We start from the raw sequence: 23,924 nt of genomic DNA on the forward strand, positions 1-23,924 counted from the left end.
TTAAGAGCAATCGTCCAAACAGAGGATGCGTCGGGCAGAATGCCGGCGAGTCGGAGGTGAGCGTGCAGCAGATCGGAACTGTCTGGGCTAGTTTGGACAGGCGTAAACAAATCATTGTCGCTGGCGCGGTTGCGCTGGTGTTTCTGGGTATCCTCGGAATGTCGCGCCTTGTGACTGCTCCGTCCATGACGTTGCTTTATGCTGGTCTGGAAAACGGTGCCGCTGGGGATATAGTACGAGCGCTGGACCAGCGTGGCGTCACATATGAGATCCGGGGCGGATCGATCTACGTCTCCGGTGCGCAGCGCGACGAGTTGCGAATGACCCTGGCCAGCGAAGGCCTGCCCGCAAACGGCAACAAAGGGTACGAACTGCTTGATTCGTTAAGCGGGTTTGGCACCACGTCTCAGATGTTCGATGCTGCTTATTGGCGCGCGAAAGAGGGTGAACTGGCGCGGACTATTGTCGGCAGCCCGCATGTCAGTCAGGCGCGCGTCCATATTGCCAATGGGACAGCAAACCCGTTTCAGCGCAGTGTGGCACCAACGGCTTCGGTTTATCTCGTGCCATCCGGAAGCGAAATTACCGGTGATCAGGCCAAGGCTATCCGGTTCCTTGTTGCCTCGGCTGTCAGTGGGCTGACGCCAGAGAACGTAACGGTGATTGATTCACAAGGGGCTGTGATTGGCGGGCAAGATACCACAGCGACAACAGACACCGCCGATGACAAGTCGCGTCAGTTGCGAGAACGTGTTCTGCGTCTGGTCGAGGCGCGTGTCGGTACCGGCAATGCTGTGGTCGAGGTCAGTGTGGATACCGAGACCAAGACAGAATCCATTCGAGAGAGGCGCTTTGATCCCAAGGGCCGCGTGGCGATCAGCACGGATGTCGAAGAACGCTCGGACAGTGCTCGAAATCAGTCATCGGATGTTACTGTGGCGTCAAATCTGCCTGATGGTGACGCGGCAGGCGGAGATGAATCCAACTCGACGGCCACCCAGACTCGTGAGCGGGTGAACTATGAAGTCTCCGAGACAGAGCTGGAAGTACACAAGGCCCCCGGCGCGATCAAGCGTCTGACGGTTGCGGTTCTGGTCAATGGGACAAGATCGGTGGATGCGTCCGGATCCGAAGCATTTACGCCCTTGCCTCAGGAAGAGCTGACCGCTCTAGAAGAACTCGTGGCTTCAGCAGTCGGGCACGATGCGGCGCGCGGGGACGTTATCACACTGAAATCCATGGATTTTCCCTCGGTTGAGCCGCAGGGTACTCTGGTGACCTCGTCGTTCTGGCAGAACATCCATCTGGATGCCATGTCCTTGATACAGATGGCTGTGCTGGCTCTGGTTTCGCTGGTGTTGGCGCTGTTCGTGATCCGCCCGATCCTGACGAAGCCAACCTCGGCACCGGCGTTGCTGGCTGCTGCGGATGGGGCGAATTCGGGCGCATTGGCTCTGACTGGTGAAATCGCGCCGGAGGAACCGGCAGAGTTCTCTTCCTTGCCAGCAGAGCGCAGTGTCCCGGCCCTCGGCTCGAGCGCCACGGAGGATCCTGTTGATCGGCTGCGCGCCATGATCGGTGACAAGCAGGAAGAGACTGTCGAGATCCTGCGCAGTTGGCTTGAAGAAGGCGAGGAGCGGGTGTGATGTCGATTGCCCATCTGCTTGAGGATTTCACCACCCAGACTGGTACCGGGCCCGTTCTGCTTCTGGATGAGGACGCGCTGGAAGAACAACGGCTCTCTGCCTTTGAAGACGGGTATGGGGCCGGTTGGGAAGATGCCTCTCGGGCGCAGGAACAAAGTCGCGGCCAGATCTCGGCTGAATTGGCCAGGTCGCTTCAGGATATGTCTTTCACCTATCACGAAGCAATCACCCGCATGACCCTGTCTCTGGAGCCCATGTTCGCCAGTCTGGTTCAGACCGTACTGCCTGAGATGGCCGAGCGCGGCTTGGCTGCCCGCCTTGTGGAACAACTCTGTGAAATGGCGTGTTCCCGGGCAGAGCAGCCGATGCAGATTATGGTGCCGCCGGGATGCGCCGAAAAGGTTGCAGCGCTGTTGCCGCAAGACTTGCATCCCACTCCTCAGGTTATCGAACACTCTGAGCTGGAGCCGGGTCAGGCCCGCCTTCAGGTAGGCACAAGCAGGCGTGAGGCCGATTGCACCGCGTTGCTCGCCGCCATCGCACAGATCTTTGACGCTTATGTCTTTGAGGCAAGAAAGGCTTTGTCCAATGAATGACACCCAGATTCCGAAAACTGAAAAACCCAACCCGTTCGATTCGGTCCCGATTGAAGTGACCGTTTCAGTTGGTCGCACGCGCCCACTGATCCGGGACTTGTTGAACATGGGAGAGAATGCAGTGCTGATCTTGGACAAACGTATCGAAGACCCGGTCGACCTCTATGTTGGGGATCAGTTGGTCGCACGCGGGTTGCTGGAGGAAATGGAGGGCGATCAGGCGGGGCAGCTGGCAGTGCGCCTGACCGAGATTGCGGATTTGCAAAACGGAATTGGCTGATGCGCTATGTGACCTGGCTGGCTTTGGTGGTCATGTTGATGCCCTCACTGGCCGCAGCTCAGGATTTGACCTTGTCTTTGGGCGAAGGCGGACCGATTTCCGCCCGAACAATCCAGCTGATTTTGCTGATCACAGTGCTGAGCATCGCTCCGGGTTTGGCGATCATGATCACCTGCTTTCCATTCCTGATCACTGTTCTTTCAATCCTGCGGCAAGGGATCGGCCTGCAACAATCTCCACCCAATATGCTGTTGGTCAGCCTGGCGTTGTTCCTGACCTATTTCATTATGGACCCGGTGTTTTCCGAAGCATGGGCCACAGGGATACGCCCGATGATCGAAGAGACGATGGAGGTGGAGTCAGCATTGGAGCGCGCGTTAGAGCCGTTCCGCGCCTTCATGGCGGCGCGACTCGATGCGGACACGTTTTATGCCATGGCAGCTTTACGTCCCGGCGGCGAGGCTATGGAGTTGTCCGCACAGGCACCGTTGTCGGTTTTGATGCCATCTTTCATGCTGTCTGAAATTGCGCGGGCGTTTCAGATCGGGTTTCTGATTTTTCTGCCGTTTCTGATCATCGATCTTGTCGTGGCTGCTGTATTGATGTCGATGGGTATGATGATGGTGCCACCGGCCATTGTATCCTTGCCATTCAAGTTGGCGTTTTTTGTGATAGCCGACGGGTGGGCTTTGATTGCGGGTGCATTGGTGCGCAGTTATATGCCGTGATCTCGACATATAGCCGAGGCGCGCTGAAAAAACAGGCGGTCAGACGACTCTGCCCCACTTTCTTCAAAGGTGGTTTTCAACGCCCAAACGTAAATGAAACGATTCAGCCGGTCTTTTTCAGGTCTTTGATCAACTGGTCCAGGTTGCCTTTGCGGGCATCCAGCATCGCGCCGATTTCGGTGCGTTCGGTCAGCAACAGGTTCACGCCTTCGATGAACATGTTGTAGAATTTTTCACGCCCCGACTTGTCCGAAACAAGGAAAGTTACGTCAAACGGGGCCGAGCCGCGCAGTTTGACTGTTGTGCGCACTTCATATCCGGCCTTGATCTTGCGGGCATTGCGCACGTTGACCTCACCGCCGATGAACTCACGGAAGCGGCGGCCATATTTGCGCGAGATATAGCTCTGAAACGCCTTGGTAAATTGCTTCAGTTGGGATGGGGTGGCTGTGCGGGCATCCGCGCCGAGGGCATAGCGTGCCATGATCGGGACGTCCGCATATTGCACGAATATCTTCTCAAAATCACGCAACATCGCTTTTTCCGACTTACCCGATTCGATAACCCGGTTGATGTCGTTGACCACGCTGCTGACCAGTGCCTTGGCCGTTGCCTCGGTCTGGGCAAACGCGGACTTGGGCAAAACGGCCAAGGCCAGACCGGCTGCGACAAAGTGACGGCGGTTCAACTCGTTATTCAGCATAGGGGTCCTCGTAGGGGTCTAAATAGGGGTCCCTGACCGGGTCTGCCCTGGTTTCGGCATAGGGGTCAGAGTACAAATCCAGATATGCGTCTTCGTCATCTCTTGTCAGTTCGAAGCGGCGGTTTTGCAGATAGATCAGGCGGGCCTGTGCATAACTGTCTGCGCTTTCATAAAGAATTGAGTCCACGGTATCCGAGAACCGACCACGATCGCCCATGCGGCGAACGACTTCGGCATAGACGCCCAGGTTGTCGGCGGGTCGGACCGGGGTAAAGTTGATCGGATTCGAGAACAGGTTGATCACGACCCCGATAGCATCCCTTTGGGTCGACGGGCCATAGAAAGGCAATTCAACATAAGCCCCTTCGCCGACACCCCAGACGTGCAGGGTCTCACCGAAATCAGTATCAACGGGCGGCAGGTTCAGCTCATCTGCGGGCGCGGACAGGCCAAAGCCGCCCACGGTCATGTTGATCACAAAGCGCAGCAGCGCATTGCCCATCTGTTTCGGGTTGCCCTGAAGCAGGTAGTCGACCGCCTGTCCGGGCAGCGAGATATTTTCGGCGAATGTGCTGAAACTGGTAACCATAGGATCGGGAACGATCTTGACGTACCCTTTGGAAGCAGGTCGAAACAGAAACCGGTCAACGCCCAAATTGAACTTATGAATACCCCGGTTCGCGTTTTCATAGGGGTCAAACACGTCATTGCGTGAGGCGTCGTCGGGAGGCGTGGTTGCACAGGCGGACAGAATGGCCATGAGCGACAGTACAACCAGGTGTTTCAGGCGAAATCTGCTCGACACGATCTTTGCTTCTCCCAAATGCCCGGCATCCGTTCTGTCGGGCCAACAATCACAATTCACCAATACTTACACGCCGGTAAGGCACAAGTTCTTGTCACATAGTCGTTTCAGATCTCAAATGAAACACCTAGCGTGTAACCTGTCCGTCAGGTCCGGGTAAAGCAATTGAGTATCTACAAGTCATAATAAGTAAAGATATGCTCAGATCGCGTGCAAGCCGGAAATTGCCGTATTCCGTCTTTCCACGGCTGTGCTTCCCGGTTAGCGTCCGGCAGAGTCAATCAGGGAAGGACCCTCTCAATGAGCATCGCTGCAAAACTGGAAAGCCTCGGTGTCACACTGGGCGACGCACCGGCGCCGGCGGCAAATTATGTGCCTTTCGTACGTGTGGGCAATATCGTGTATGTGTCCGGCCAGATATCGAAAACGGATGAGCTGATCACTGGCAAGCTGGGCGACGACATGGATGTCGAAGCCGGAGCCGCTGCGGCGCGTGTCTGCGCGATCAATCTGCTGGCACAGGTCAAGGCGGCCTGTGGCGGAGATATCGACAAACTGGTGCGTGTCATCAAACTGACCGGTTTCGTGAACTCGACCGCAGATTTCACCGCACAGCCGCAAGTGATCAACGGCGCATCCGACTTCCTGGTCGAAGCGCTGGGCGACGCCGGTCGCCACTCGCGTTCCGCCGTTAGCGCTGCGTCACTGCCTTTGGGCGTGGCAGTTGAGATCGAAGGTATATTCGAGATCGAATGATACCGCCCCTGCCAGCTGCGTTTCTGCAGGCCCCAATTGCCCATCGGGCGTTGCACGACGTCTCGAATAACCGTCCGGAAAACAGCCGGGCGGCCATTCGTGCTGCCATTGATGCCGGTTACGGGATTGAGATTGATCTTCAACTTACAGCTGATGATCGTGCCGTGGTATTTCATGACTATGATATGGCGCGTCTGACCGGTCAGTCCGGGCCGGTCCGGCAGGTGTCGGCGGTTGCGGCGTCCAATACCACTCTTCTGTATGGCGAGGACGGCATTCCAACGCTGGATGATGTGCTGGAAATCGTGGCAGGCCAGGTGCCGCTGCTGATCGAGTTGAAGGATCAGGACGGCGTTATGGGTATGAATATCGGTGCCCTCGAGCACGACACCGTGCGCGCATTGCAGGGGTACGAAGGTCCGGTGGCGCTGATGTCCTTCAATCCCAACTCGGTTGCGGAGCTGGCGCGGCTGGCCCCGCATCTGCCGCGCGGCATCGCAACTTGCGCCTATGAGCCCAGTGTCGAACTGTTGCCGCAAGACGTGTGTGATCACTTGCGCGATATTCCGGATTTCGATCGTGTCGGGGCCGGTTTCATCAGCCATGAGGCCGCTGACCTGTCCCGCGCACGTGTGGTTGAACTGAAGGCGCAGGGCGTGCCGATCCTGTGCTGGACTGTTCGGACGCCTGAACAAGAGGCAGAGGCCCGCATGGTTGCCGACAATGTGACCTTCGAAGGGTATCTGGCTGCGCATTCAGCTTGAACCTTGGCGCCTCGGTCACAGATAAAGGGCTGGCGCGGAGGGTACATGGATCAGGCTCAAATCGAAGTTCAGGTACTTGGGTCACTGTCGCAGATTTCAGCGACCGAGTGGGATGCCTGCGCTTGCCCTGAGGCCGCCGATGGTGGACGGCCCCTTGATCCCTTCACCACGCATCGCTTTTTGCTGGCGCTTGAGGAAAGCGGCTCGGTCGGGCGTGGCACGGGTTGGCAGCCGCAATACCTGACGGCCTTTCTTGACGGGATCCTGATCGCAGCGGCCCCGATGTATGCCAAATCGCACAGCCAGGGCGAGTACATCTTTGACCACAGCTGGGCCCATGCCTATGAAAGCGCAGGCGGGCGGTATTATCCGAAACTGCAAATTGCGGTGCCGTTCACACCCGCAACGGGGCGTCGGTTTCTGGTGCGCCCGGGCTACGAGCGAATCGGAATGTCGGCTTTGGTGCAGGGTGCCGTTCAACTGGCGGCTGACAACCAGGTGTCATCGGTTCACGCGACCTTCTGCACAGAAGAGGAAGCATTGGCGGGGGAGCAGATGGGTCTTATGCTGCGCAGCTCGCAACAGTTTCACTGGCTGAATGATGGCTATGCTGATTTCGATGAATTCCTCTCCGCCTTGTCGTCACGCAAGCGCAAGAATATTCGCAAGGAACGGGCGCAGGCCCATGGCTTTGGCGGTGAAATCCATACATTGACAGGCGATGACCTGCGTCCGGAACACTGGGATGCTTTTTGGCGGTTCTATCAGGATACCGGGGCCCGAAAATGGGGATCACCCTATCTGACGCGCCGGTTTTTTGACATCGCACAAGAGACGATGGCGAATGATATGGCGCTGGTTTTGGCTGAACGGGATGGGCATGCCATTGCGGGTGCGCTGAACTTCATAGGCCGCGAAACGCTTTTTGGGCGGTACTGGGGCTGCATTGAACATCATGCCTGCCTGCATTTCGAGCTGTGCTACTATAGGGCGATAGATTTTGCCATTGCCCACGGTCTGGCCCGGGTGGAAGCGGGCGCTCAGGGTGAACACAAGCTGGCACGCGGCTATTTACCGACGCGCACGCATAGCTTGCACTGGGTCGGTGATCCGGGTTTTGCCGATGCGATCAAAAAATATCTGGACGCCGAAGGCCGCGCAGTGGGAGAAGAGATCGAGATTCTGACGGATTACGGCCCGTTCAGGAAATCGAACCCGGAGGAACAGCAATGACTGAACTTTTGTCCGCCGAGACCCGTGGCCCGCTGCTGGGCCCGCTGTTCAAAAACGGCTGGACCATGGTCGAAGGCCGCGACGCGATCACCAAGACCTTCATTTTCGACAACTTCGTGCACGCATTTGGCTGGATGACGCAAGTGGCGATCTGGGCCGAGAAATGGAACCACCACCCAGAATGGTCCAACGTCTACCGCACAGTCGAGGTGGTCCTGTCCACCCATGACGTAGGTGGCCTGTCGTCACTGGACGCCAAGCTGGCTCGAAAGATGGACAGTCTGTGCTAACGGTCGTTGCCTGAACCTTGGCCACCGGCCAGGGACGCGGCTGTGCCCATCTGCTTGAATTCCGCAGGCGTCACGGTGCCTTCGCTGACATCAATGGATCTTGGGATGCCCGTGGTCTTGTTCCCGATCTGGCGCACACTGCGCGCTGATGGGTTGATATCCAGACACCGGTTTTCGTAGCAGGTCAGGCCAGACAGATTGATCTGAATGCGGGCCTGCCCGTCCGGCCCCGTCACGACCGGAGCCTGCGGCGCATCGCAGGCCGCGACCAGCGCCAAAGCGCCCATTCCAATCCATCTTTTCATACCAAGCTCCTTGAAAACGGGCTTAGTCCAGTTGACCATTGCCGTTCTGATCTGCCGCGCCGAAATCTTCATTCATCTGTGCATCATATTCCGATCTTGAGATAAAGCTGTCCTTGTTGCGGTCAACATTCTGGAACTGCTTTATGTCCAGAAACGGTTTGGCCTCGGCCTGACCCAATGTGCCGTTCTTGTCTTCGTCCATGGCCTGAAACGCATAGTCCGAAAAAACGTCGAATTCGTCTTTGGACAGGAACCCGTCATTGTTTGCGTCGATGGCGTTCAATTCTTTTTCATGCAGTTCAGCCACGGTTTCGGCATTGGTCGCCGAGGCCAAAAATGCAGCCGTGAATACAAAAATCGCCTGTTTCATTTCCAATCTCCTCAGCATGCAAATCTTTGGCCTTCGAAGCCACCGGCGGCGGCGCCGGCTGCTGTCAGGATCGTCTTGCCCGATCCGCCGCCGAACTGGTTGCCGATTGCACCGCCGATCAAGGCGCCGCCCAATGTGCCGCCAAGGCAGGCAATCTCGTGCTGTCGTGCAGCTTGCTGTTGCGGGGTTGGGGCCGGTCCGCAGGCTGCCAGAAGGGCCGCGCCGGTCAGGAAGGATAAAAACAACTTAAGTTTCATAAAAAAGCTCCCCAAATTATGCGTCGAGTATTCGCGCATTGGGGCGCTGCTTCAAGTTAAATTGGGTTCACGCGGCCCCGGGCAAACCGGAGCCGGCCAAATTCAGATCACCTCCACCAGGCCTTCACCCGCTGAGATCTCGCAGGCACCGGGGTTTTCTTCCAGATTCAGGGCCGTGACCTTACCGTCCTCGACCAGCATCGCATACCGTTTGGAGCGTGCGAACAAACCCACAGGCGGGGCGTCGAAATCCATGCCGATGGCCTTGGTGAATTCTGAAACCGCGTCTGAGACCATGGTCAATCCCGCTGCGGTCGCGCCGGTGGATTCACCCCAGGCCTGCATGACGAACGGGTCGTTGACCGACAGGCACATGATCTCTTCAACGCCCTTGTCGTCGAACTGTTTTTTTGTACGGATGAAGCTTGGCACATGTGCGGTGGTGCACGTACCGGTATATGCGCCGGGAACAGCGAAAATGACAACCTTGCGTCCTTTGGTCTTGTCTGAAATCCGAACCTCTTCCGGCCCGTTTGCCCCCATCTGGATCAGTGTGGCCTCGGGTAGGGTGTCTCCTGTTGAAATCATTTCTTAGCTCCTGTCGTTTGGATTTGCAGAATTGGGCTTAAGCGCAATATAGGTGGTCCAATCAGAGAGACCACGGGAAAACTGCAGGGTGGGCAAAGCATGAGCCATATTGTCGTGATTGGCGCAGGGCAAGCGGGCGCGTCTTTGGTGGCGCGGCTGCGCAAGGACGGGTTCGGCGGAGAGATTACTCTGATCGGGGCCGAGCCGCATCTGCCATATCAGCGCCCGCCATTGTCTAAGGCCTATCTTCTTGGAGAGATGGAGCTGGAGCGCCTGTTCCTGCGCCCCGAAAGCTTCTACGTCGAAAACAACATCACTTTGCGCCTTGACCAGCGCGTGACCGGCATCGATCCCAAGGCCAAAACGGTTACTCTTGGGGATGAGGTCATCCCGTATGACGAACTGGCGCTGACCACCGGGTCAGATCCGCGCCGCCTGCCTGCTGCCATCGGAGGCGATCTGGACGGTGTCCACGTGGTGCGCGACCTGGCCCATATTGACGAGATGGAACCCAAAGTGACCCAAGGCGCCCGCGCGCTGATCGTGGGTGGCGGTTACATCGGGCTCGAGGCCGCCGCTGTCTGCGCCAAGCGGGGCGTCAAGGTCACTCTGGTCGAGATGGCCGACCGCATCCTGCAACGGGTTGCAGCACCCGAAACCAGCGACTATTTCCGCGCGCTGCACAGCAAATATGGTGCCGACATTCGCGAAGGCGTCGGGCTCGATCGGCTGATCGGCGAAAACGGCAAGGTTGTGGGGGCAGTGTTGACCGACGGCACAAAGCTGGAGGTGGGTTTTGTTGTGGTCGGTGTGGGTATCGAGCCCTCTACCCAACTGGCCGAGATGGCAGGGCTGGAGCTGGACAACGGCATCAAAACCGATGCCCATGGCCGGACCTCTGATCCGTCGATCTGGGCGGCCGGCGATTGCGCCTCTTTCCCCCATGGCGAAAGTCGTATCCGTTTGGAAAGCGTCCCGAACGCCATCGACCAGGCTGAAATCGTGGCGCAGAACATGCTGGGTGCGGCAAAGGTTTACGTGGCGACCCCCTGGTTCTGGTCGGACCAGTACGACGTCAAGCTTCAGATCGCGGGCCTGAACACCGGATATGACCGTGTGGTGACCCGCGGGGGCGAGGGTCAGACCATGTCCTTCTGGTATTACAAAGGCGACAGGCTGATTGCTGTGGATGCGATGAATGATCCGCGAGCATACATGGTCGGCAAGAGATTGATCGAAATGGGCAAGACAGCTGATCCCGAAGTTGTGGCAGACCCGAACGCGGACCTGAAACCGCTGCTTAAGGCGTGAGGATCATTGCCGGAGAATTCCGGGGCCGCGCCCTCGCCTCGGTCGGCAAGGGTGATGCGGGCGCGCATCTGCGCCCCACCACCGACCGCGTGCGTGAAAGCCTGTTCAATGTGCTCAGCCACCAGATCGAATTTGACGGTTTGCGGGTGCTGGATTTGTTCGCGGGAACCGGGGCACTGGGGCTGGAGGCACTGTCGCGGGGCGCTTCGCATGTCACCTTCGTTGATGACGGGCGGGTGGCTCACGGGTTGATCCGCAAGAACATCGATCTGACCCGCAGCGCCGATCGTACCGACTTGATCCGCCGCGATGCAACCCGGTTGGGCGACAATACCGGCGCGCCTTATGATCTGGCTTTTCTGGACCCGCCTTACGGGAAATCCATGGGGCAGAAGGCCGTCGCCGCCTTGGCCAATGGCTGGATCGCGGATGATGCATTATTGGTTTGGGAAGAAAACGCCCGGATGCAGGCGCCGGCCGGATTCACATTGCATGACAGCCGCAGGTATGGCGACACGCATATTTCTTTGATGTGGAAAGGTGTTCCAGATTGAATCGCTCTGCGCGGTTTGGCGCTTAACATGGGTGGGCAGTGACGGGAAAGCCTGGATAGGCCGACCGCGAGGCGAAGTAGGGATTCCATATGCACGATCTTGTCATTTTCGACTGCGACGGCGTTTTGGTGGACAGCGAGGTGATCTCGAACCAGGTGCTGGTGGACAATCTGGCGGATTATGGCCTGCATCTGGCGCTGCATGAATGTATGTCGCTGTTTGTGGGTGGAACGATGGTCGGCGTGCGCGACAAGGCCCGCGCGATGGGTGCCCTTCTGCCCGAAGACTGGATAGATCAGATCTATGCCGAAACCTACGACCGCCTGCGTGCAGGTGTGCCATTGGTGCCCGGTATCGCAGACCTGCTTGAGGGGCTGGATCAAAAGGGTATCCCCTTTTGCGTCGCGTCGAATGGCAGCCCGGACAAGATGAAGATCACACTGGGTCAGAACGGGCTTTGGGACCGGTTCAAGGACGTGATGTTCTCGGCCCATGTGCTGGGCACCGGAAAGCCGGACCCAAAGATGTTCCAACTGGCCGCCGAGCACTTTGGTGCAAGGGCTCCGGTGGTGATCGAAGACAGTCATAGTGGTGTCACGGCTGCAATCCGAGCCGACATGCGTTGCCTCGCTTATGCGCCTCATGGAGGCGGTGAAAAGCTGGCGGATCTGGGTGCCGAAGTGATCACGGACATGTCGCAGGCGCATGGGTTGTTGGGACTTTGACCCGCGGTTGTGCTAAAGTGCGGGTATGGATCGCACCCTGATACCTTTCGCCTGGACCTTTTCCAGCGCTGCAGAAGCTTCCACCAGCCCAGAGCGCAAACCCATGCGTGCGCCGGTCTTCATCCACGACGCGGTCACGCCGTGGGGGGACGAAACGATGCTGTTGAAACTTTTCCGCGAACAGGCCGCGGATCAAGAGGAATAGGTCGGGTGGTATTTGCCGCCGGGAGACAGGGTAAAGATCTCGACCCCATCTGAGGTGACGCCCACCGAATGTTCGAACTGTGCCGACAGTGATTTGTCGCGGGTCACGGCAGTCCAGTCATCGGCCAGCGTCTTGGTTTCGGGACGACCCAGATTGACCATGGGTTCGATGGTAAAGAACATACCCTCTTCCAGAACGGCACCGGTGCCCGGGCGACCATAGTGCAACACGTTCGGTGGTGCGTGAAAAACGCGACCCAGACCATGACCACAGAAATCGCGTACAACGCTCATCCGATGAGCTTCGACATAGGACTGAATTGCGTGGCCGATGTCACCAAATGTATTGCCCGGCTTGACCATCTCGATGCCCTTGAACAGCGCGTCATGAGTCACCTGAATCAGCCGTTCCGCCTTGCGCGGCAGCTTGCCCGCCACATACATGCGCGAGGTGTCGCCGAACCAGCCATCGACGATGACTGTCACGTCGATATTCAGAATGTCGCCATCCTTCAGCTTTTTGTCGCCCGGAATGCCATGGCAGACAACGTGGTTCACGCTGATGCAACTGGCGTGCTGATAGCCTTTATAGCCTATGGTGGCCGAGGTCGCGCCGGCGTTTTCGACCATCTGCGTGATCAGCCCGTCAATTGCGCCAGTGGTTTGACCTGGAAACACATGTTCGGCAATATCATCTAGAATTCGCGCCGCCAAAGCCCCTGCCGCGTGCATTCCGGCAAAGTCACCTTGTTCATAGATGCGAATGCCGTCCTTGGTCAGGCGGCCACGATGCTCTTTCATCGACGCTAAGCTCCAAATGTTGCGCGCAGCATTCCTTTTACGCTGCTTGTGCAGAAAGTTCCAGAGGGCGCGGGGTCACACTCACTCAGCGAAGTAGTTCGACGGTTCATGACTTTCAACAGCCGCTCTCTCATGCTGGCACTACGACCCTATGCCGAAACAGGCTCAATCCCAGGCTATTCTGGGGGGCGGAGTACCGCAAACTTCCAAACGAGCGGACAGGGCGATCAATTTGCCTTTGGTCGCGGCTATTTCGCCCTCCAGATCATCCCCTGATAAACTGGATACAGGAACTCCAATCAACAGCACGCCGACAGCGTCACCGGCAACTGCTTGTTTCTGGGCGGAAATCAAGGCGGGCACTCTGGCGACCTCTTGTTGGTAGAGTTGTCGTGCCTTAGCGCAGGATACGTTGCTATAGACATCCCCGATTGGAACCGGTGCGATCGAACTTGGTTGTTCCGCACATGCTGTGGCGGCGAGAATGGCGGCCAATGTGATTAGAAATTTTGGCATGCTGGACTCCGTGGATTCTGACATAAGGCGACAGTTTCGCGGAGACTCAACAGGTATAGGTGAACTCCCACTGAGGGTCGAGGACCAGTCTGGCAGAACGGATGTCACATGTTCTGCCGGTTGACTTCAGGTATTCTGTCGCCGCCGATTGAAAGACCAACTGCGTGGGGTCCATACTGCCAGCCAAGCCGAATGTTGCCCCTTCTGCTGCACCGGCCAAGGCGGCATCTCCCAGGCTAGGTGTCAGCATAATCAAGCCGCTTTCAGGCTTGTCGAAGACGCGCCAGGTTCTGCCATAGGCTTCGAAGTTTACTGGGTCGACGTCGCCATATGTCTTCATCGCGTAACTCATGCCCGAGCAAGAGGCCGTGTACAGGAGTACGGCGCACAGAACGGTCATACCAATGGTTTTGTATCGCATGACAAATCTCCCCCCGAAATTGTCGTGCTGAATAGCAAAGCTTTTTTTATGCTGATTAACATTGATATGAATCAACAAATAGTATTTTAAGAATATTTATAGTGAGCTTTAGGTTTGACCCGAGATGCCAGGCTTTCTTGATTCTAGTACGCGCCGCTGAATAGCCTTTAGATCGGTTTGGGTAAGACTGCGATCCCCTCTGGTGAAATCTTCGTCCCATACACTAACCGCTCGACCCCCTGCGCCTGCGCCGCCTCAAATGCCGCCGCATAGGCTGGATCAATATCGGCCGCCAAAGCAAACCGGTCGCAATCGGTTCGCTGAACCAAATACAGCATGATCGCCCGGTGCCCTTGCGCGGCCATGGCGGCCAACTCGCCCAGATGCTTGGTGCCACGGGCTGTGACGCTGTCGGGAAACTCGGCCAGTCCGGGCTGGCGTGACAGTGTCACGCTTTTCACCTCGACATAGGCATCTGGCAGGCCCGGCCCCGTGAGCAGGAAATCGATGCGGCTGTTGTTACCGTATTTCACCTCGGGCCGAACGATGTCATAGGCGGCCAGTTCGGGAATCTCACCGGCTTCCAAAGCAGTGCGCAGCGCCCGGTTCGGAACCGAGGTATCGACCCCGGTAAAATGCCCGTTCTCATGATCGACCAGCCGCCATCCGAATTTCAGCTTTTTCTTCGGATCGTCGTTTGGCTCCAGCCAAATCTTTTCGCCGGGCTCGGCCAGCCCCATCATCGACCCCGGATTGGCGCAATGGGCCGTAACCTCTCGCCCATCTTCAAGCGTGCAATCGGCCAGAAAGCGTTTGTAGCGGCGGATCAGGCGGGCGGGAACAAGAGGGGTTTCAAATCGCATGGTTCAGGGCCTATACCTGCCCCCAAGGACGATCAAGAGGGGAGAGCGCCATGGCCAATCCAACCGCAGCAATGTTGGTGATCGGGGATGAAATCCTGTCGGGTCGCACCCGCGATGCGAATATGCATTTTCTGGCGCAGGAGCTGACAAAACACGGCATCGACCTGAAAGAGGTCCGCATTGTCAGCGATGACGCCTCCGCCATCGAAGCGGCCGTCAAAGTGCTGTCCGACGCCTATGACAATGTCTTCACCAGCGGCGGCATCGGCCCGACCCATGACGATATCACGGCCGATTGTATTGCCCGCGCTTTCGATACACCAATTGATGTGCGGGATGACGCGCGCGCGCTCTTGCAGGCCCATTACGACAAATCCGGGCTGGAACTGAATGCCGCCCGCTTGCGCATGGCGCGTATTCCGGACGGTGCGACGCTGATCGAAAATCCGGTTTCAACAGCCCCCGGATTCACGCTTGCGAACGTGCATGTCATGGCAGGTGTGCCTTCTGTTTTTCAAGCGATGGTAGCGAGCGTTTTGCCAACATTGACCGGAGGCAGACCTTTGTTGTCGCAAACTCTGCGTGTGGACCGCGGAGAAGGTGATATCGCCGCAACCCTGTCGGCCTTGGCCGAAGTTTTCAGCGACCTGTCCATCGGTTGCTACCCGTTTCAGATCAACGGTGCCTTCGGGGCCAACGTGGTTGTGCGCGGCACCGATGGAGGCCGGATCGACGCGGCCACCACCCGCCTGGCGAAAGAGCTTGAGCTTTGAGCGATAACTGGGCGGAAATAGTCGACGGAACCTGGCCCGCCGTACGCTATCAGCGGCTTGGCCCGTTTCTGCTGCGTGAGGGGCAGGGCGGAGGGTCGCGCGTATCAGCGGCCAGTGCATTGGGTCCGGTCAATGAAGACGATATCGACGCCGCCGAGGCCGCAATGCAGGCCATGGGGCAGAAACGCATCTTCTGTCTGCGCCCGGGGGATGAAGCCCTGGATGCAAAGCTGGCCCAGCGGGGCTATGATATTCTTGACCCGGTGAACATCTATGCCTGTCCCGTCTCCAGACTGACCGATCAGCCAATCCCACCGGTCATGGTGTTTTCGATCTGGGAACCGCTTGAGATCATGCGCGACATCTGGGCCTCGGGCGGGATCGGACCCGAGCGGATCGCGGTGATGGAACGCGCCAAGGGCCCCAAGACAGGGTTTTTGCTGCGTCACAACGACAAACCCAGCGGCGTGGCTTTTGTGGCGATGCATGCAGACACTGCAATGGTCCACGCGCTTGAAATCCTTCCCGAACATCGCCGACAGGGGTTAGGCCACTGGACCATGCGCGCAGCAGCATTCTGGGCGCGGGATCACAGTGCGCAAAACCTCAGCGTGATCTGCACCAAAGCCAATGAGGGCGCCAACGGTCTTTATCGCGCCCTCGGGATGGAGATCGCAGGCGAATACCATTACCGTCATCTTGTCTGAACTGAAGAGGTCGCCGTGACACAAAAAGACATGCCCACCGCGCTGAACCTGCCCATGGTTGATCCGCTGCCGCCGGAAACGCAGAAATACTTTGATATCTGTATCGAAAAACTGGGCATGGTGCCGAATGTGCTGAAAGCCAACGCATTTGACATAGACAAGCTGAACACATTCACCGCGATGTATAACGACCTGATGCTGGCTGACAGTGGGTTGACCAAGCTAGAACGCGAGATGATCGCCGTAGTCGTCTCGTCGATCAACAAGTGCTTCTACTGTCTTGTCGCGCATGGGGCGGCGGTGCGTCAGCTTTCGGGCAATCCGCAACTGGGTGAGATGCTTGTGATGAACTACCGCGTCGCGCCGCTGGAGCCGCGTCAACGGGCGATGCTGGACTTCGCTGCCAAGATGACCACCGCCAGCGCAGAGATCGAAGAGCCCGACCGACAGAAATTGCGAGACGCCGGATTTACTGACCGGGACATTTGGGACATCGCCAATGTCGCCGGGTTTTTCAATATGTCAAACCGGGTGGCCAGCGCAACGGCGATGGTGCCCAACGAAGAATATCACGCACAGTTTCGATGATCCGCATCGCCGCCCTTATAGCCCTGCTGATGACAGGATCTGTTGCCGCGCAGGACCTGACCCTACCGGCCAGTGCCCGTCAGATCAGTGACCGGACGTCTCCGCTGGACAGCTATGATCTGCCAACGGGGCCGTATGCGAATGGCTCTGTGCCCGCAGACACTCTCGAAGGGCGCGTGGAACGCTATACGTGGCGGCTTCAGGCAGGGTCGAGCACGACATTGCAGCTTCTCGCCCCGCTGCGGGAACAGATCGAGGCGCAGGGATACAAGATCCTGTTCGAATGCGACGCGCGGGCTTGCGGTGGTTTCGACTTTCGCTTTGACACCGAGGTCGTGCCAACCCCGGATATGTATGTCGCCATTCAGGATTACCGTTTTCTGTCGGCGATCAAAGGGGCGGTTGCCCTTAGTCTGCTGGTCAGCCGCAATCCCCCGGATGGCTACGTGCAGATGATCCGGGTGACGCCTCAAGATGCACCGGACTCGGACCCTGTGGTGGTCGAGCAAGCCGTAGAGGGTACGGTCGGGTTGCTGGAGGCCTTGGCGACAACGGGCCACGTGATCCTGGATGATCTGCATTTTCCAACGGGCGAGGTTGCCCTGGGCGAGGGACCGTTTGTCTCACTGACCTTGTTGGCCGGATACTTGACTGACAGCCCGAAAACGCGTCTGGCACTGGTGGGGCACACCGACGATACTGGTGCCTTGCAGGCGAATATTTCGGTTAGCAAAAGCCGGGCCGAGGCGGTGCGAACCCGCCTGATTGATGCACATGGCGTGGCACCCGACCGAATCGAAGCGCAGGGTGTTGGCTATCTGTCTCCGCTTACATCGAATGCAACCCCGGAAGGGCGCGATCTGAACCGTCGGGTCGAGGCAGTATTGCTCGTCAACTGATCCACCACAGGTACAGCGGCAATCCTACGGTGATGTTGAACGGAAACGACACCCCCAGCGACAAGGTCAGATAGATCCCGGCCTCGGCCTTTGGAAGGGCGATCTTCATCGCGGCGGGAACCGCGATATACGACGCCGAGGCTGACAGCACCATGAACAGGAACAAGCTGCCCTGTGGCAGTCCGATCACGGCACCTACCGCCCAGGCCATTACTGCGCCAATCAGGGGCATCAAGACACCAAAGGCGAACAGGCCAACCGACAGCTTGTCTCGATTGCCGATCAGGCTGCGCCCTGCCGACAGGCCCATATCCAGCAGAAACAGGCACAAGATACCGGTGAAAGGCGTAACGATGAAGGGCGCGATCATCTGCATACCTTCGCCGCCGGTGATGGCTCCGATCAGGAAGGCACCGGTGAGCAGAACAATCGAGCCATTGGCCAGCAGATCGCGCCACAGCTTGTCATCCTTGACACCATTGCTTCCGGTCCTGTGCGCCAACCAAAGCGCCGACAGGATTGCAGGCACCTCCATCGCAGCCGCAACGGCCACCATGAATCCGTCATGGGACAGCCCAACCAGATCCAGCAGACTGGTGGCGGTGACAAAGGTGACGATCGAGATCGAACCATAGTGCCCTGCAACCGCCGCCGCGTTCAGCGCATCCAGCTTTGTCATCACCCTGAGCAGGCCAAAGGCCACGAAGGGGATGGCAAAGGACAAAGCAACACCGCCCAGCAGTGTCAGGAACAGTTGCAGGTGAATGCCATGCGCAGCCAGACTGGCACCGCCCTTGAACCCGATGGCCAGCAACAGGTAAAGCGACATGAACTTGGCCGCGCCCGCCGGAATGGACAGGTCACTGCGTACAAAGGCCGCCAAAAGCCCAAGAGCAAAAAACAATATGGTAGGCACCAGCAGATTGCTGGACAGTGTCTCGATCACTCCGGGCATATTTGACTCCTGACCCCTCGTTTTCGGGTTAGGTGCCTTGCAAAACAGATTTCGCCAAATACTATCTTTCTAAGTTATAAATAGTTTTAGGCTATGAAATGCGCCCGACATTGCGGCAGTTGGAATACATCGTTACCGTCAGTCGCCTTGGGCGATTCAGTTTGGCCGCCGAGGTGCTGAATGTAAGCCAGCCCAGCCTGTCGACGCAAATTGCGACTGTAGAACAAGAACTTGGCGTTCGAATCTTTGATCGTAACCGTGGTGGAATCCAAGTGACGACAAAGGGTGAAGAGCTCATCTTGCGCGCGCAGAAGATTCTGGCAGAGGTCAAGGACCTGCGCCATGCAATGTCGAACGATATGCCCGTCGGAGGAAGGTTGCGACTGGGGGTATTGCCTTCGATCGGGCCCTATCTGTTGCCGCAAGCCATCAAACAGGTGCACCAGATTCGCCCCGGGTTGCGCATTGTCGTGCGCGAGGAAAACACACTGGATCTGGAGCAGGGTCTGAAATCCGGTCGATTTGACCTGATATTGTCCACGCCCGAAGACCATCCGAATACCGTGCAACACCGTTTGTTCAACGAACCTCTCTGGGTCGCGGTTGCCGTAGATGACGTTCTGGCGCGGGATTTGCAGGGTGTCAGTGCCATAGATCTTCAGAACCGGATTTTTCTCACCCTGGATCAAAGCCACCGCCTGTCGCGCATCGTCTATGCATTGGCGGCAGAATGCGGTGGGGTGGTTTCGGATGAGTATGAAGGCACGACACTTGATTCCATTGTCCTGATGGCGGCTTCGGGTGTTGGTGTTGCGGTACTGCCTGATCTTTATGCTCGCAGACAGGGGATCTACCGCGACGAGGTGCGGTTGCGCCCACTCTCCATTGCCAATGCAAATCGCGATATCGCCCTTTTGGCACGCAGTTCCGAAACCCCGCCGCGGGGTCAGAATGTGCTGACCGACAGCCTGCGCTCTTCCGCCCGGTCCATGGGGCTGTCTGTGATCGGTCCATAAAAAAAGGCCCGCACTTTTACATGCGGGCCAAAGGTTGGTCTTCAGGGAGAAATTACCAGTCCATCGGACCCTTCTCGTGGAAAGAGTCGACGAGGAAATCAATGAAAGCCCGCACTTTGGGTTGTGTAAAACGGCCGGGCGGGTAGACCGCGTAAACGCCTTGAACTTCGTCGGGCAGGGATGGCATCGCATCGACAACCAGCCCTGCCTTCAAGGCTTCTGCGTAAAGATAGCTGGGCAGATACGCGATACCCAAGCCGGAAACCGCCGCGTTCAACAGGGATTGGCCATCGTTCACGCTCAACCATCCGGCCGTCCGAACCTGACGCTTTTCGCCGGATGGCGCGGTCAGTTTCCAGACATTGCCCGAGGACTGGCTGGAATAATGCAGCAGCTTGTGTTCGTTCAGATCGTCGATCTTCTGTGGGCGGCCGAATCTTTCGACATAACTGGGCGCGGCGACCATGCGTTTGACGGTTTCGGTCAGTTTGCGGGCCCGCAGCGTGCTGTCTTCCAGCTCACCAATGCGGACGGCCACGTCAAATCCTTCGGAAATAAGTTCGACGTAACGATTGTTCAGTACCATGTTCACAGTGATGTCGGGGTAGGCCGCAAGGAACTCGGACAGCACAGGTGACAGGTGATTTACGCCGAAATCCGTGGCAACGCTGATGCGCAAAAGACCAGATGGGGCTGATTGCATCGACGTGACCAGTGAATCCGCTTCTCCTGCATCATTGAGAACGCGGCGCGCGCGGTCATAGTAGGCCAGCCCGATTTCTGTTGGTGACACCCGGCGCGTGGTACGGTTCAACAGTCGCGCTCCCAGACGTGCTTCAAGGCTCGATACGTGTTTGGACACGGCTGATTTGGAGATGCCCATCTTCTTGGCCGCATCGGTGAAGCCACCCTGGTCCACCACATTGGCGAAGGCTTCCATTTCGGTCAGTCGGTCCATACTCGTTCCCCAGATCTTGATTTCCGTCCTGACTATGGCGCTGAATCTGGGCGGAAACGGGGCAGACATGGGATAATATCAGGGATTTGAATCGGATCGTTTGCGTATGGGAAACGCAGAAACAGTGGTTTCCAATCTCGCCTCAGGCATTGTGATGCTGTGTTTTCTGGGCAATCGCGCTAAGCTGTTACCTTGAGAATGGCATTTTTGTGACCAGGGAGAAGATCATGAAGACCTTTTTCGCCATTGCTGCCCTTTGCCTTTCGGCGGGTTTTGCCCACGCCGGAGGAGAGACCCCATCGAATCCCGATGCAAAGGTCTATTTCGTCAACCTGTCGGACGGTGACACCGTGCAATCACCGGTCACGGTTGTCTTTGGCCTCAGCGGCATGGGTGTCGCTCCAGCGGGAACCGAGAAAGAAAACACCGGACACCACCATCTGCTGCTTGACCGTCCCCCGCTGGGTGAGGGCGAGGATGGTGCAGATGAGTTGGCCAATGGTTTGCCCGCCGACGACAACCACATACACTTCGGAGGCGGTCAGACCGAAGTGACGCTGGACCTGCCATCGGGCCAGCACACATTGCAACTGGTTCTGGGCGACGCCGGGCACGTGCCACATGCCACACCGATTGTATCCGAAGTGATAACGATTACCGTGGAGTAGTCCGCATGCCCAGCCGCAGGTTGAACGTGTCCGGGGCGCCTGCGTTGGTCGCAGGTGTACGGAGTCCCTTGGCGTAGATCGCGGCCGCATCGATGAAGTCATACTTGCGCAACAGATCGTAGGCGACCTGAACATGTTCGGCATGTCCGAACGTCGTATTGTCGATGGCATGTGCCTCAAACGCGCTGGTGATCTCGGCGCTCATTTCTCGTCCTACTTGAAACGGTGATTGTCCTCGGCCGTCCAGTCGAGGTCATAGGCGGTTTTGAGCTGCTTGATCTTCTCCAGCGTTTCCTTGGAAAAAGCCGGTTTGTTCTCGAAGCTGTGCAGGGCGATGCCCTCGATCAGATAACCAAGGGTCATGTCCAATGACTCCGCCAGTCCCTTGAGGACCTTCAGCAGGCGTTTCTCAATCCGAATTCCTGTTTGGTTCGTTCTATTTTATGACTCATGTGATACATACGTACATTGATAACACCTAAGTCAAGCAGCACAAAAATGCCGCCTCATTAGAGACGGCTTTCCTCGACGTAACTTGAAATTCGTTTCAAAACGTAGCGGCCAGGCGTGTGCCCTGATTGATTGCGCGTTTGGCGTCCAACTCTGCGGCCACATCCGCACCGCCGATCACGTGTGGTGTGACTCCTCGCTCGATCAGTGCATCTGCCAGTGACCGCTCTGAAACCTGACCTGAACACAATACAACAGTGTCAACAGGGATTACAGTCGGGTCGGCGCGCTCTTCTCCGAACGAGACATGCAGCCCCTCGTCATCGATGCGCTCGTAATTCACGCCGCCCACGAAGTTCACGTCCTTCATCTTCAGCGTCGCGCGGTGAATCCAGCCGGTGGTCTTGCCCAGCCCCTTGCCATGCGCCTGTTTCTTGCGCTGCAGTAGCGTGATCTGGCGCTTGGGCGCCTCGGGCTGCGGGCCTTCGGGCGCCAGGCCTGCGCGGTGCTGCTCGGGATCGGCGACGCCCCACTCCTTCATCCACAGGGGCAAGTCGGTGGTGGGCGAGTGGCCTTCCTCCAGCAGGTATTCCGACACGTCGAAGCCGATGCCGCCCGCGCCGATCACGGCCACCGACTTGCCCACCGGGGCCTTGTCGCGCAGCACGTCGATATAGTTCACGACATTGTCGCGATCCTCTCCGGGGATCTGCGGGTCGCGCGGATTGACGCCGGTGGCGATCACCACCTCGTCGAACCCGGTCAGATCATCGGCGCCAACCTCGCGGCCCAGTTCGACCTTGACGCCCAGCGTGTCGAGCATGGTGCTGTACCAGTCCACCAGCCCCCAGAACTCTTCCTTGCCCGGCACCTGCTTGGCCATGTTCAGTTGCCCGCCGATCTCGTCGGCTTTGTCGAACACGGTCACGTCATGGCCGCGCTGGGCGGCGATCATCGCCGTGGACAGGCCCGCCGGACCCGCACCCACGATGGCCACGCGCTTGGGCGCGTCGGTCTTTTCGATCACCAGCTCTGTCTCGTGGCAAGCGCGCGGGTTCACCAGGCAGGAGGTCAGCTTTCCGCTGAAGGTGTGGTCCAGACAGGCCTGATTGCAGGCGATGCAGGGCGCGATCTTCGTGGCTTCGCCGGCAATCGCCTTGTTCACGAAATCCGCATCCGCCAGCATCGGCCGGGCCAGCGAGACCATGTCGGCGCAGCCCTCGGCCAGCACCTGTTCGGCCACGTCCGGCGTGTTGATCCGGTTCGAGGTGATGACTGGAATCCCCACCTTGCCCATCAGTTTTTTGGTCACCCAGGCAAAGGCCGCCCGCGGGACGCTGGTGGCGATGGTCGGAATCCGCGCCTCGTGCCAGCCGATGCCGGTGTTGATGATCGTGGCCCCGGCTTGCTCGATCCGCTGCGCCAGCTGCACCACCTCGTTAAAGGTCGAGCCATTGGGCACCAGGTCGATCATCGACAGGCGATAGATGATGATGAAATCACTGCCCACTGCCTCGCGGGTGCGGCGCACCACTTCCAGCGGCAGGCGCATCCGGTTCTCATAGGATCCGCCCCAGCGGTCGGTGCGCTTGTTGGTATGGGTTACCAGGAACTGGTTGAGGAAATACCCTTCCGACCCCATGATCTCTACCCCGTCATAGCCCGCCTTCCGGGCCAGCACGGCGGCGTTCACGATATCGCTGATCTGTTTCTCGATACCTTCTTCGTCCAGCTCGTTCGGTGGGAAGGGCGAGATCGGCGACTTCACCGGGCTGGGCGCCACGCATTTGGGGCCATAGGAATAGCGACCCGCATGCAGGATCTGCATGGCGATCTTGCCGCCCGCCTGATGCACCCGGTCGGTGACGATGGAATGGTTGGCCACATCCTTGTCGCTGGTCATCATCGCAGCGCCGGGCAGGACCGAGCCTTCAAGGTTTGGCCCAATTCCGCCCGTCACCATAAGCGCCACACCACCGCGAGCGCGCGCTGCATAAAACTCGGCCACCCGGTTCCAGTCGCCGGTTTCCTCAAGCCCGGTGTGCATCGAGCCCATCAGCACGCGGTTTTTCAACGTGGTAAAGCCCAGATCCAGCGGGGCCAGCATGTTTGGGTACGCAGTCATGGCGAAACTCTCCCTCCCGAATTTGCGTGTTAGATTGACGTTCGCGTCAGCTTTGTCACGCGAAACCCC

General features: G+C 58.0%; 33 protein-coding genes. 18 read left to right on the plus strand and 15 right to left on the minus strand.

Annotated features, from left to right (window positions below; translation table 11 throughout):
* Nucleotides 1-62 precede the first annotated feature (62 nt).
* From fliF to fliP, 4 genes are read left to right on the plus strand one after another with little or no spacing between them, the layout of a single operon-like run.
* A complete protein-coding gene (gene fliF / locus D1823_RS16015) occupies nucleotides 63-1,646 on the plus strand; it encodes a flagellar basal-body MS-ring/collar protein FliF (protein ID WP_117872939.1) in 1,584 nt (527 codons plus the stop codon).
* Nucleotides 1,646-2,242 carry an ABC transporter ATP-binding protein gene (locus D1823_RS16020; RefSeq protein ID WP_117871711.1) on the plus strand — a complete coding sequence of 199 codons (597 nt, stop codon included), beginning with the start codon at nucleotides 1,646-1,648 and terminating at the stop codon, nucleotides 2,240-2,242. Before fliF ends, D1823_RS16020 begins: the two co-directional genes overlap by 1 nt.
* Nucleotides 2,235-2,522 carry a FliM/FliN family flagellar motor C-terminal domain-containing protein gene (locus D1823_RS16025; protein ID WP_117871713.1) on the plus strand — a complete coding sequence of 96 codons (288 nt, stop codon included), beginning with the start codon at nucleotides 2,235-2,237 and terminating at the stop codon, nucleotides 2,520-2,522. The genes D1823_RS16020 and D1823_RS16025 overlap by 8 nt, the downstream gene beginning before the upstream one ends.
* Nucleotides 2,522-3,250: a flagellar type III secretion system pore protein FliP gene (gene fliP / locus D1823_RS16030; RefSeq protein WP_117871715.1), complete on the plus strand. Its 729-nt coding sequence runs from the start codon at nucleotides 2,522-2,524 to the stop codon at nucleotides 3,248-3,250. Before D1823_RS16025 ends, fliP begins: the two co-directional genes overlap by 1 nt.
* 103 nt (nucleotides 3,251-3,353) lie before the next feature.
* On the opposite strand, the gene D1823_RS16035 is transcribed toward fliP, so the two are convergent.
* Together D1823_RS16035 and D1823_RS16040 are read right to left on the minus strand one after the other, a co-directional pair.
* On the minus strand, nucleotides 3,354-3,953 hold the full coding sequence (locus tag D1823_RS16035) for a phospholipid-binding protein MlaC (RefSeq protein ID WP_117871718.1): 600 nt from the start codon (nucleotides 3,951-3,953) through the stop codon (nucleotides 3,354-3,356).
* Nucleotides 3,943-4,713 (minus strand): VacJ family lipoprotein, encoded by a 771-nt coding sequence (locus D1823_RS16040; RefSeq protein ID WP_117872940.1) that lies wholly within the window; start codon nucleotides 4,711-4,713, stop codon nucleotides 3,943-3,945. The genes D1823_RS16035 and D1823_RS16040 overlap by 11 nt, the downstream gene beginning before the upstream one ends.
* 345 nt (nucleotides 4,714-5,058) lie before the next feature.
* Here D1823_RS16040 and D1823_RS16045 point away from each other — a divergent pair, with 345 nt between their 5' ends.
* From D1823_RS16045 to D1823_RS16060, 4 genes are read left to right on the plus strand one after another with little or no spacing between them, the layout of a single operon-like run.
* Nucleotides 5,059-5,514, plus strand: coding sequence for a RidA family protein (locus D1823_RS16045; RefSeq protein WP_117871720.1), 456 nt, complete (start codon nucleotides 5,059-5,061; stop codon nucleotides 5,512-5,514).
* Entirely contained in the window at nucleotides 5,511-6,278 is a 768-nt protein-coding gene (locus D1823_RS16050) for a glycerophosphodiester phosphodiesterase family protein (RefSeq protein WP_117871722.1), read from the plus strand. The genes D1823_RS16045 and D1823_RS16050 overlap by 4 nt, the downstream gene beginning before the upstream one ends.
* A gap of 45 nt (nucleotides 6,279-6,323) precedes the next feature.
* Nucleotides 6,324-7,511, plus strand: a complete 1,188-nt coding sequence (locus D1823_RS16055) for a GNAT family N-acetyltransferase (protein WP_117871725.1) — start codon at nucleotides 6,324-6,326, stop codon at nucleotides 7,509-7,511.
* On the plus strand, nucleotides 7,508-7,801 hold the full coding sequence (locus D1823_RS16060) for a 4a-hydroxytetrahydrobiopterin dehydratase (RefSeq protein WP_117871726.1): 294 nt from the start codon (nucleotides 7,508-7,510) through the stop codon (nucleotides 7,799-7,801). Before D1823_RS16055 ends, D1823_RS16060 begins: the two co-directional genes overlap by 4 nt.
* Here the strand turns inward: D1823_RS16060 and D1823_RS16065 are convergent.
* The 4 genes from D1823_RS16065 to D1823_RS16080 form a co-directional block, all read right to left on the minus strand.
* Entirely contained in the window at nucleotides 7,798-8,106 is a 309-nt protein-coding gene (locus D1823_RS16065) for a hypothetical protein (RefSeq protein ID WP_117872941.1), read from the minus strand. The two genes, D1823_RS16060 and D1823_RS16065, sit on opposite strands and share 4 nt — an antisense overlap.
* 22 nt (nucleotides 8,107-8,128) lie before the next feature.
* Nucleotides 8,129-8,476, minus strand: coding sequence for a hypothetical protein (locus tag D1823_RS16070; RefSeq protein WP_117871728.1), 348 nt, complete (start codon nucleotides 8,474-8,476; stop codon nucleotides 8,129-8,131).
* An 11-nt stretch (nucleotides 8,477-8,487) separates the two neighbouring features.
* On the minus strand, nucleotides 8,488-8,733 hold the full coding sequence (locus D1823_RS16075) for a glycine zipper 2TM domain-containing protein (protein ID WP_117871731.1): 246 nt from the start codon (nucleotides 8,731-8,733) through the stop codon (nucleotides 8,488-8,490).
* A gap of 102 nt (nucleotides 8,734-8,835) precedes the next feature.
* Nucleotides 8,836-9,321, minus strand: coding sequence for a peroxiredoxin (locus D1823_RS16080; RefSeq protein WP_117871733.1), 486 nt, complete (start codon nucleotides 9,319-9,321; stop codon nucleotides 8,836-8,838).
* A 99-nt stretch (nucleotides 9,322-9,420) separates the two neighbouring features.
* On the opposite strand from D1823_RS16080, the gene D1823_RS16085 reads away from it, so the two are divergent.
* The 4 genes from D1823_RS16085 (at nucleotide 9,421) to D1823_RS16100 (ending at nucleotide 12,116) form a co-directional block, all read left to right on the plus strand.
* Nucleotides 9,421-10,632, plus strand: a complete 1,212-nt coding sequence (locus tag D1823_RS16085) for an NAD(P)/FAD-dependent oxidoreductase (RefSeq protein WP_117871736.1) — start codon at nucleotides 9,421-9,423, stop codon at nucleotides 10,630-10,632.
* On the plus strand, nucleotides 10,629-11,186 hold the full coding sequence (gene rsmD / locus D1823_RS16090; protein ID WP_117871738.1) for a 16S rRNA (guanine(966)-N(2))-methyltransferase RsmD: 558 nt from the start codon (nucleotides 10,629-10,631) through the stop codon (nucleotides 11,184-11,186). Before D1823_RS16085 ends, rsmD begins: the two co-directional genes overlap by 4 nt.
* 89 nt (nucleotides 11,187-11,275) lie before the next feature.
* Entirely contained in the window at nucleotides 11,276-11,911 is a 636-nt protein-coding gene (locus D1823_RS16095) for an HAD family phosphatase (protein WP_117871740.1), read from the plus strand.
* A gap of 25 nt (nucleotides 11,912-11,936) precedes the next feature.
* Complete coding sequence (locus D1823_RS16100) at nucleotides 11,937-12,116, plus strand: hypothetical protein (RefSeq protein WP_117871742.1); 180 nt, start codon at nucleotides 11,937-11,939, stop codon at nucleotides 12,114-12,116.
* Here the strand turns inward: D1823_RS16100 and map are convergent.
* The 4 genes from map to sfsA form a co-directional block, all read right to left on the minus strand.
* On the minus strand, nucleotides 12,104-12,916 hold the full coding sequence (gene map / locus D1823_RS16105; RefSeq protein ID WP_117871744.1) for a type I methionyl aminopeptidase: 813 nt from the start codon (nucleotides 12,914-12,916) through the stop codon (nucleotides 12,104-12,106). The two genes, D1823_RS16100 and map, sit on opposite strands and share 13 nt — an antisense overlap.
* A gap of 165 nt (nucleotides 12,917-13,081) precedes the next feature.
* A complete protein-coding gene (locus D1823_RS16110) occupies nucleotides 13,082-13,432 on the minus strand; it encodes a hypothetical protein (RefSeq protein ID WP_117871746.1) in 351 nt (116 codons plus the stop codon).
* Nucleotides 13,433-13,478: 46 nt separating this feature from the next.
* Nucleotides 13,479-13,853, minus strand: coding sequence for a hypothetical protein (locus D1823_RS16115; RefSeq protein WP_117871748.1), 375 nt, complete (start codon nucleotides 13,851-13,853; stop codon nucleotides 13,479-13,481).
* A 167-nt stretch (nucleotides 13,854-14,020) separates the two neighbouring features.
* Nucleotides 14,021-14,716 (minus strand): DNA/RNA nuclease SfsA, encoded by a 696-nt coding sequence (gene sfsA / locus D1823_RS16120; protein ID WP_117871750.1) that lies wholly within the window; start codon nucleotides 14,714-14,716, stop codon nucleotides 14,021-14,023.
* A gap of 50 nt (nucleotides 14,717-14,766) precedes the next feature.
* On the opposite strand from sfsA, the gene D1823_RS16125 reads away from it, so the two are divergent.
* From D1823_RS16125 to D1823_RS16140, 4 genes are read left to right on the plus strand one after another with little or no spacing between them, the layout of a single operon-like run.
* Nucleotides 14,767-15,489: a molybdopterin-binding protein gene (locus D1823_RS16125; protein WP_117871752.1), complete on the plus strand. Its 723-nt coding sequence runs from the start codon at nucleotides 14,767-14,769 to the stop codon at nucleotides 15,487-15,489.
* Nucleotides 15,486-16,196, plus strand: a complete 711-nt coding sequence (locus D1823_RS16130; protein WP_117871754.1) for a GNAT family N-acetyltransferase — start codon at nucleotides 15,486-15,488, stop codon at nucleotides 16,194-16,196. The genes D1823_RS16125 and D1823_RS16130 overlap by 4 nt, the downstream gene beginning before the upstream one ends.
* Nucleotides 16,197-16,226: 30 nt before the next feature.
* Nucleotides 16,227-16,784, plus strand: coding sequence for a peroxidase-related enzyme (locus D1823_RS16135; protein WP_117871756.1), 558 nt, complete (start codon nucleotides 16,227-16,229; stop codon nucleotides 16,782-16,784).
* A complete protein-coding gene (locus D1823_RS16140; RefSeq protein WP_117871758.1) occupies nucleotides 16,781-17,683 on the plus strand; it encodes an OmpA family protein in 903 nt (300 codons plus the stop codon). The genes D1823_RS16135 and D1823_RS16140 overlap by 4 nt, the downstream gene beginning before the upstream one ends.
* On the opposite strand, the gene D1823_RS16145 is transcribed toward D1823_RS16140, so the two are convergent.
* Nucleotides 17,676-18,638: a sodium-dependent bicarbonate transport family permease gene (locus D1823_RS16145; protein ID WP_117871760.1), complete on the minus strand. Its 963-nt coding sequence runs from the start codon at nucleotides 18,636-18,638 to the stop codon at nucleotides 17,676-17,678. The genes D1823_RS16140 and D1823_RS16145 overlap by 8 nt on opposite strands.
* Nucleotides 18,639-18,736: 98 nt before the next feature.
* Between D1823_RS16145 and D1823_RS16150 the strand changes: the two genes are divergently transcribed.
* Nucleotides 18,737-19,654, plus strand: a complete 918-nt coding sequence (locus tag D1823_RS16150) for a hydrogen peroxide-inducible genes activator (RefSeq protein ID WP_117871763.1) — start codon at nucleotides 18,737-18,739, stop codon at nucleotides 19,652-19,654.
* Between the two features lie 52 nt (nucleotides 19,655-19,706).
* Here the strand turns inward: D1823_RS16150 and D1823_RS16155 are convergent, their stop codons facing one another.
* Complete coding sequence (locus tag D1823_RS16155; protein ID WP_117871765.1) at nucleotides 19,707-20,612, minus strand: LysR family transcriptional regulator; 906 nt, start codon at nucleotides 20,610-20,612, stop codon at nucleotides 19,707-19,709.
* Between the two features lie 227 nt (nucleotides 20,613-20,839).
* Here D1823_RS16155 and D1823_RS16160 point away from each other — a divergent pair, with 227 nt between their 5' ends.
* Nucleotides 20,840-21,280, plus strand: coding sequence for a DUF4399 domain-containing protein (locus D1823_RS16160; RefSeq protein ID WP_117871767.1), 441 nt, complete (start codon nucleotides 20,840-20,842; stop codon nucleotides 21,278-21,280).
* Here D1823_RS16160 and D1823_RS16165 read toward each other — a convergent pair.
* The 3 genes from D1823_RS16165 to D1823_RS16175 all read right to left on the minus strand — a co-directional run bounded on the left by D1823_RS16165 (nucleotide 21,267) and on the right by D1823_RS16175 (nucleotide 23,855).
* Entirely contained in the window at nucleotides 21,267-21,485 is a 219-nt protein-coding gene (locus tag D1823_RS16165; RefSeq protein WP_117871769.1) for a hypothetical protein, read from the minus strand. The two genes, D1823_RS16160 and D1823_RS16165, sit on opposite strands and share 14 nt — an antisense overlap.
* Nucleotides 21,486-21,493: 8 nt before the next feature.
* Entirely contained in the window at nucleotides 21,494-21,643 is a 150-nt protein-coding gene (locus tag D1823_RS16170; RefSeq protein WP_254683754.1) for a hypothetical protein, read from the minus strand.
* Nucleotides 21,644-21,827: 184 nt separating this feature from the next.
* Entirely contained in the window at nucleotides 21,828-23,855 is a 2,028-nt protein-coding gene (locus D1823_RS16175; protein ID WP_117871773.1) for an NADPH-dependent 2,4-dienoyl-CoA reductase, read from the minus strand.
* Nucleotides 23,856-23,924: the final 69 nt, after the last annotated feature.

It is taken from the genome of Ruegeria sp. AD91A (assembly GCF_003443535.1).
In the GTDB taxonomy this organism is placed as follows: Bacteria; Pseudomonadota; Alphaproteobacteria; order Rhodobacterales; family Rhodobacteraceae; genus Ruegeria.

Excerpts from the sequence above, each read along its gene's own strand:
- D1823_RS16110 (WP_117871746.1), bottom strand. The coding sequence starts at position 13,432 with ATGCCAAAATTTCTAATCACATTGGCCGCCATTCTCGCCGCCACAGCA.
- D1823_RS16140 (WP_117871758.1), top strand. The coding sequence starts at position 16,781 with ATGATCCGCATCGCCGCCCTTATAGCCCTGCTGATGACAGGATCTGTT.
- D1823_RS16025 (WP_117871713.1), top strand. The coding sequence starts at position 2,235 with ATGAATGACACCCAGATTCCGAAAACTGAAAAACCCAACCCGTTCGAT.
- D1823_RS16075 (WP_117871731.1), bottom strand. The coding sequence starts at position 8,733 with ATGAAACTTAAGTTGTTTTTATCCTTCCTGACCGGCGCGGCCCTTCTG.
- sfsA (WP_117871750.1), bottom strand. The coding sequence starts at position 14,716 with ATGCGATTTGAAACCCCTCTTGTTCCCGCCCGCCTGATCCGCCGCTAC.
- D1823_RS16095 (WP_117871740.1), top strand. The coding sequence starts at position 11,276 with ATGCACGATCTTGTCATTTTCGACTGCGACGGCGTTTTGGTGGACAGC.
- D1823_RS16160 (WP_117871767.1), top strand. The coding sequence starts at position 20,840 with ATGAAGACCTTTTTCGCCATTGCTGCCCTTTGCCTTTCGGCGGGTTTT.
- D1823_RS16170 (WP_254683754.1), bottom strand. The coding sequence starts at position 21,643 with ATGACCCTTGGTTATCTGATCGAGGGCATCGCCCTGCACAGCTTCGAG.
- fliP (WP_117871715.1), top strand. The coding sequence starts at position 2,522 with ATGCGCTATGTGACCTGGCTGGCTTTGGTGGTCATGTTGATGCCCTCA.
- D1823_RS16070 (WP_117871728.1), bottom strand. The coding sequence starts at position 8,476 with ATGAAACAGGCGATTTTTGTATTCACGGCTGCATTTTTGGCCTCGGCG.
- D1823_RS16100 (WP_117871742.1), top strand. The coding sequence starts at position 11,937 with ATGGATCGCACCCTGATACCTTTCGCCTGGACCTTTTCCAGCGCTGCA.
- D1823_RS16020 (WP_117871711.1), top strand. The coding sequence starts at position 1,646 with ATGTCGATTGCCCATCTGCTTGAGGATTTCACCACCCAGACTGGTACC.
- D1823_RS16115 (WP_117871748.1), bottom strand. The coding sequence starts at position 13,853 with ATGCGATACAAAACCATTGGTATGACCGTTCTGTGCGCCGTACTCCTG.
- D1823_RS16060 (WP_117871726.1), top strand. The coding sequence starts at position 7,508 with ATGACTGAACTTTTGTCCGCCGAGACCCGTGGCCCGCTGCTGGGCCCG.
- D1823_RS16040 (WP_117872940.1), bottom strand. The coding sequence starts at position 4,713 with ATGGCCATTCTGTCCGCCTGTGCAACCACGCCTCCCGACGACGCCTCA.
- D1823_RS16150 (WP_117871763.1), top strand. The coding sequence starts at position 18,737 with ATGCGCCCGACATTGCGGCAGTTGGAATACATCGTTACCGTCAGTCGC.
- D1823_RS16055 (WP_117871725.1), top strand. The coding sequence starts at position 6,324 with ATGGATCAGGCTCAAATCGAAGTTCAGGTACTTGGGTCACTGTCGCAG.
- D1823_RS16145 (WP_117871760.1), bottom strand. The coding sequence starts at position 18,638 with ATGCCCGGAGTGATCGAGACACTGTCCAGCAATCTGCTGGTGCCTACC.
- D1823_RS16165 (WP_117871769.1), bottom strand. The coding sequence starts at position 21,485 with ATGAGCGCCGAGATCACCAGCGCGTTTGAGGCACATGCCATCGACAAT.
- D1823_RS16085 (WP_117871736.1), top strand. The coding sequence starts at position 9,421 with ATGAGCCATATTGTCGTGATTGGCGCAGGGCAAGCGGGCGCGTCTTTG.
- D1823_RS16175 (WP_117871773.1), bottom strand. The coding sequence starts at position 23,855 with ATGACTGCGTACCCAAACATGCTGGCCCCGCTGGATCTGGGCTTTACC.
- D1823_RS16045 (WP_117871720.1), top strand. The coding sequence starts at position 5,059 with ATGAGCATCGCTGCAAAACTGGAAAGCCTCGGTGTCACACTGGGCGAC.
- D1823_RS16035 (WP_117871718.1), bottom strand. The coding sequence starts at position 3,953 with ATGCTGAATAACGAGTTGAACCGCCGTCACTTTGTCGCAGCCGGTCTG.
- D1823_RS16050 (WP_117871722.1), top strand. The coding sequence starts at position 5,511 with ATGATACCGCCCCTGCCAGCTGCGTTTCTGCAGGCCCCAATTGCCCAT.
- D1823_RS16125 (WP_117871752.1), top strand. The coding sequence starts at position 14,767 with ATGGCCAATCCAACCGCAGCAATGTTGGTGATCGGGGATGAAATCCTG.
- map (WP_117871744.1), bottom strand. The coding sequence starts at position 12,916 with ATGAAAGAGCATCGTGGCCGCCTGACCAAGGACGGCATTCGCATCTAT.
- D1823_RS16065 (WP_117872941.1), bottom strand. The coding sequence starts at position 8,106 with ATGAAAAGATGGATTGGAATGGGCGCTTTGGCGCTGGTCGCGGCCTGC.
- D1823_RS16080 (WP_117871733.1), bottom strand. The coding sequence starts at position 9,321 with ATGATTTCAACAGGAGACACCCTACCCGAGGCCACACTGATCCAGATG.
- D1823_RS16155 (WP_117871765.1), bottom strand. The coding sequence starts at position 20,612 with ATGGACCGACTGACCGAAATGGAAGCCTTCGCCAATGTGGTGGACCAG.
- D1823_RS16135 (WP_117871756.1), top strand. The coding sequence starts at position 16,227 with ATGCCCACCGCGCTGAACCTGCCCATGGTTGATCCGCTGCCGCCGGAA.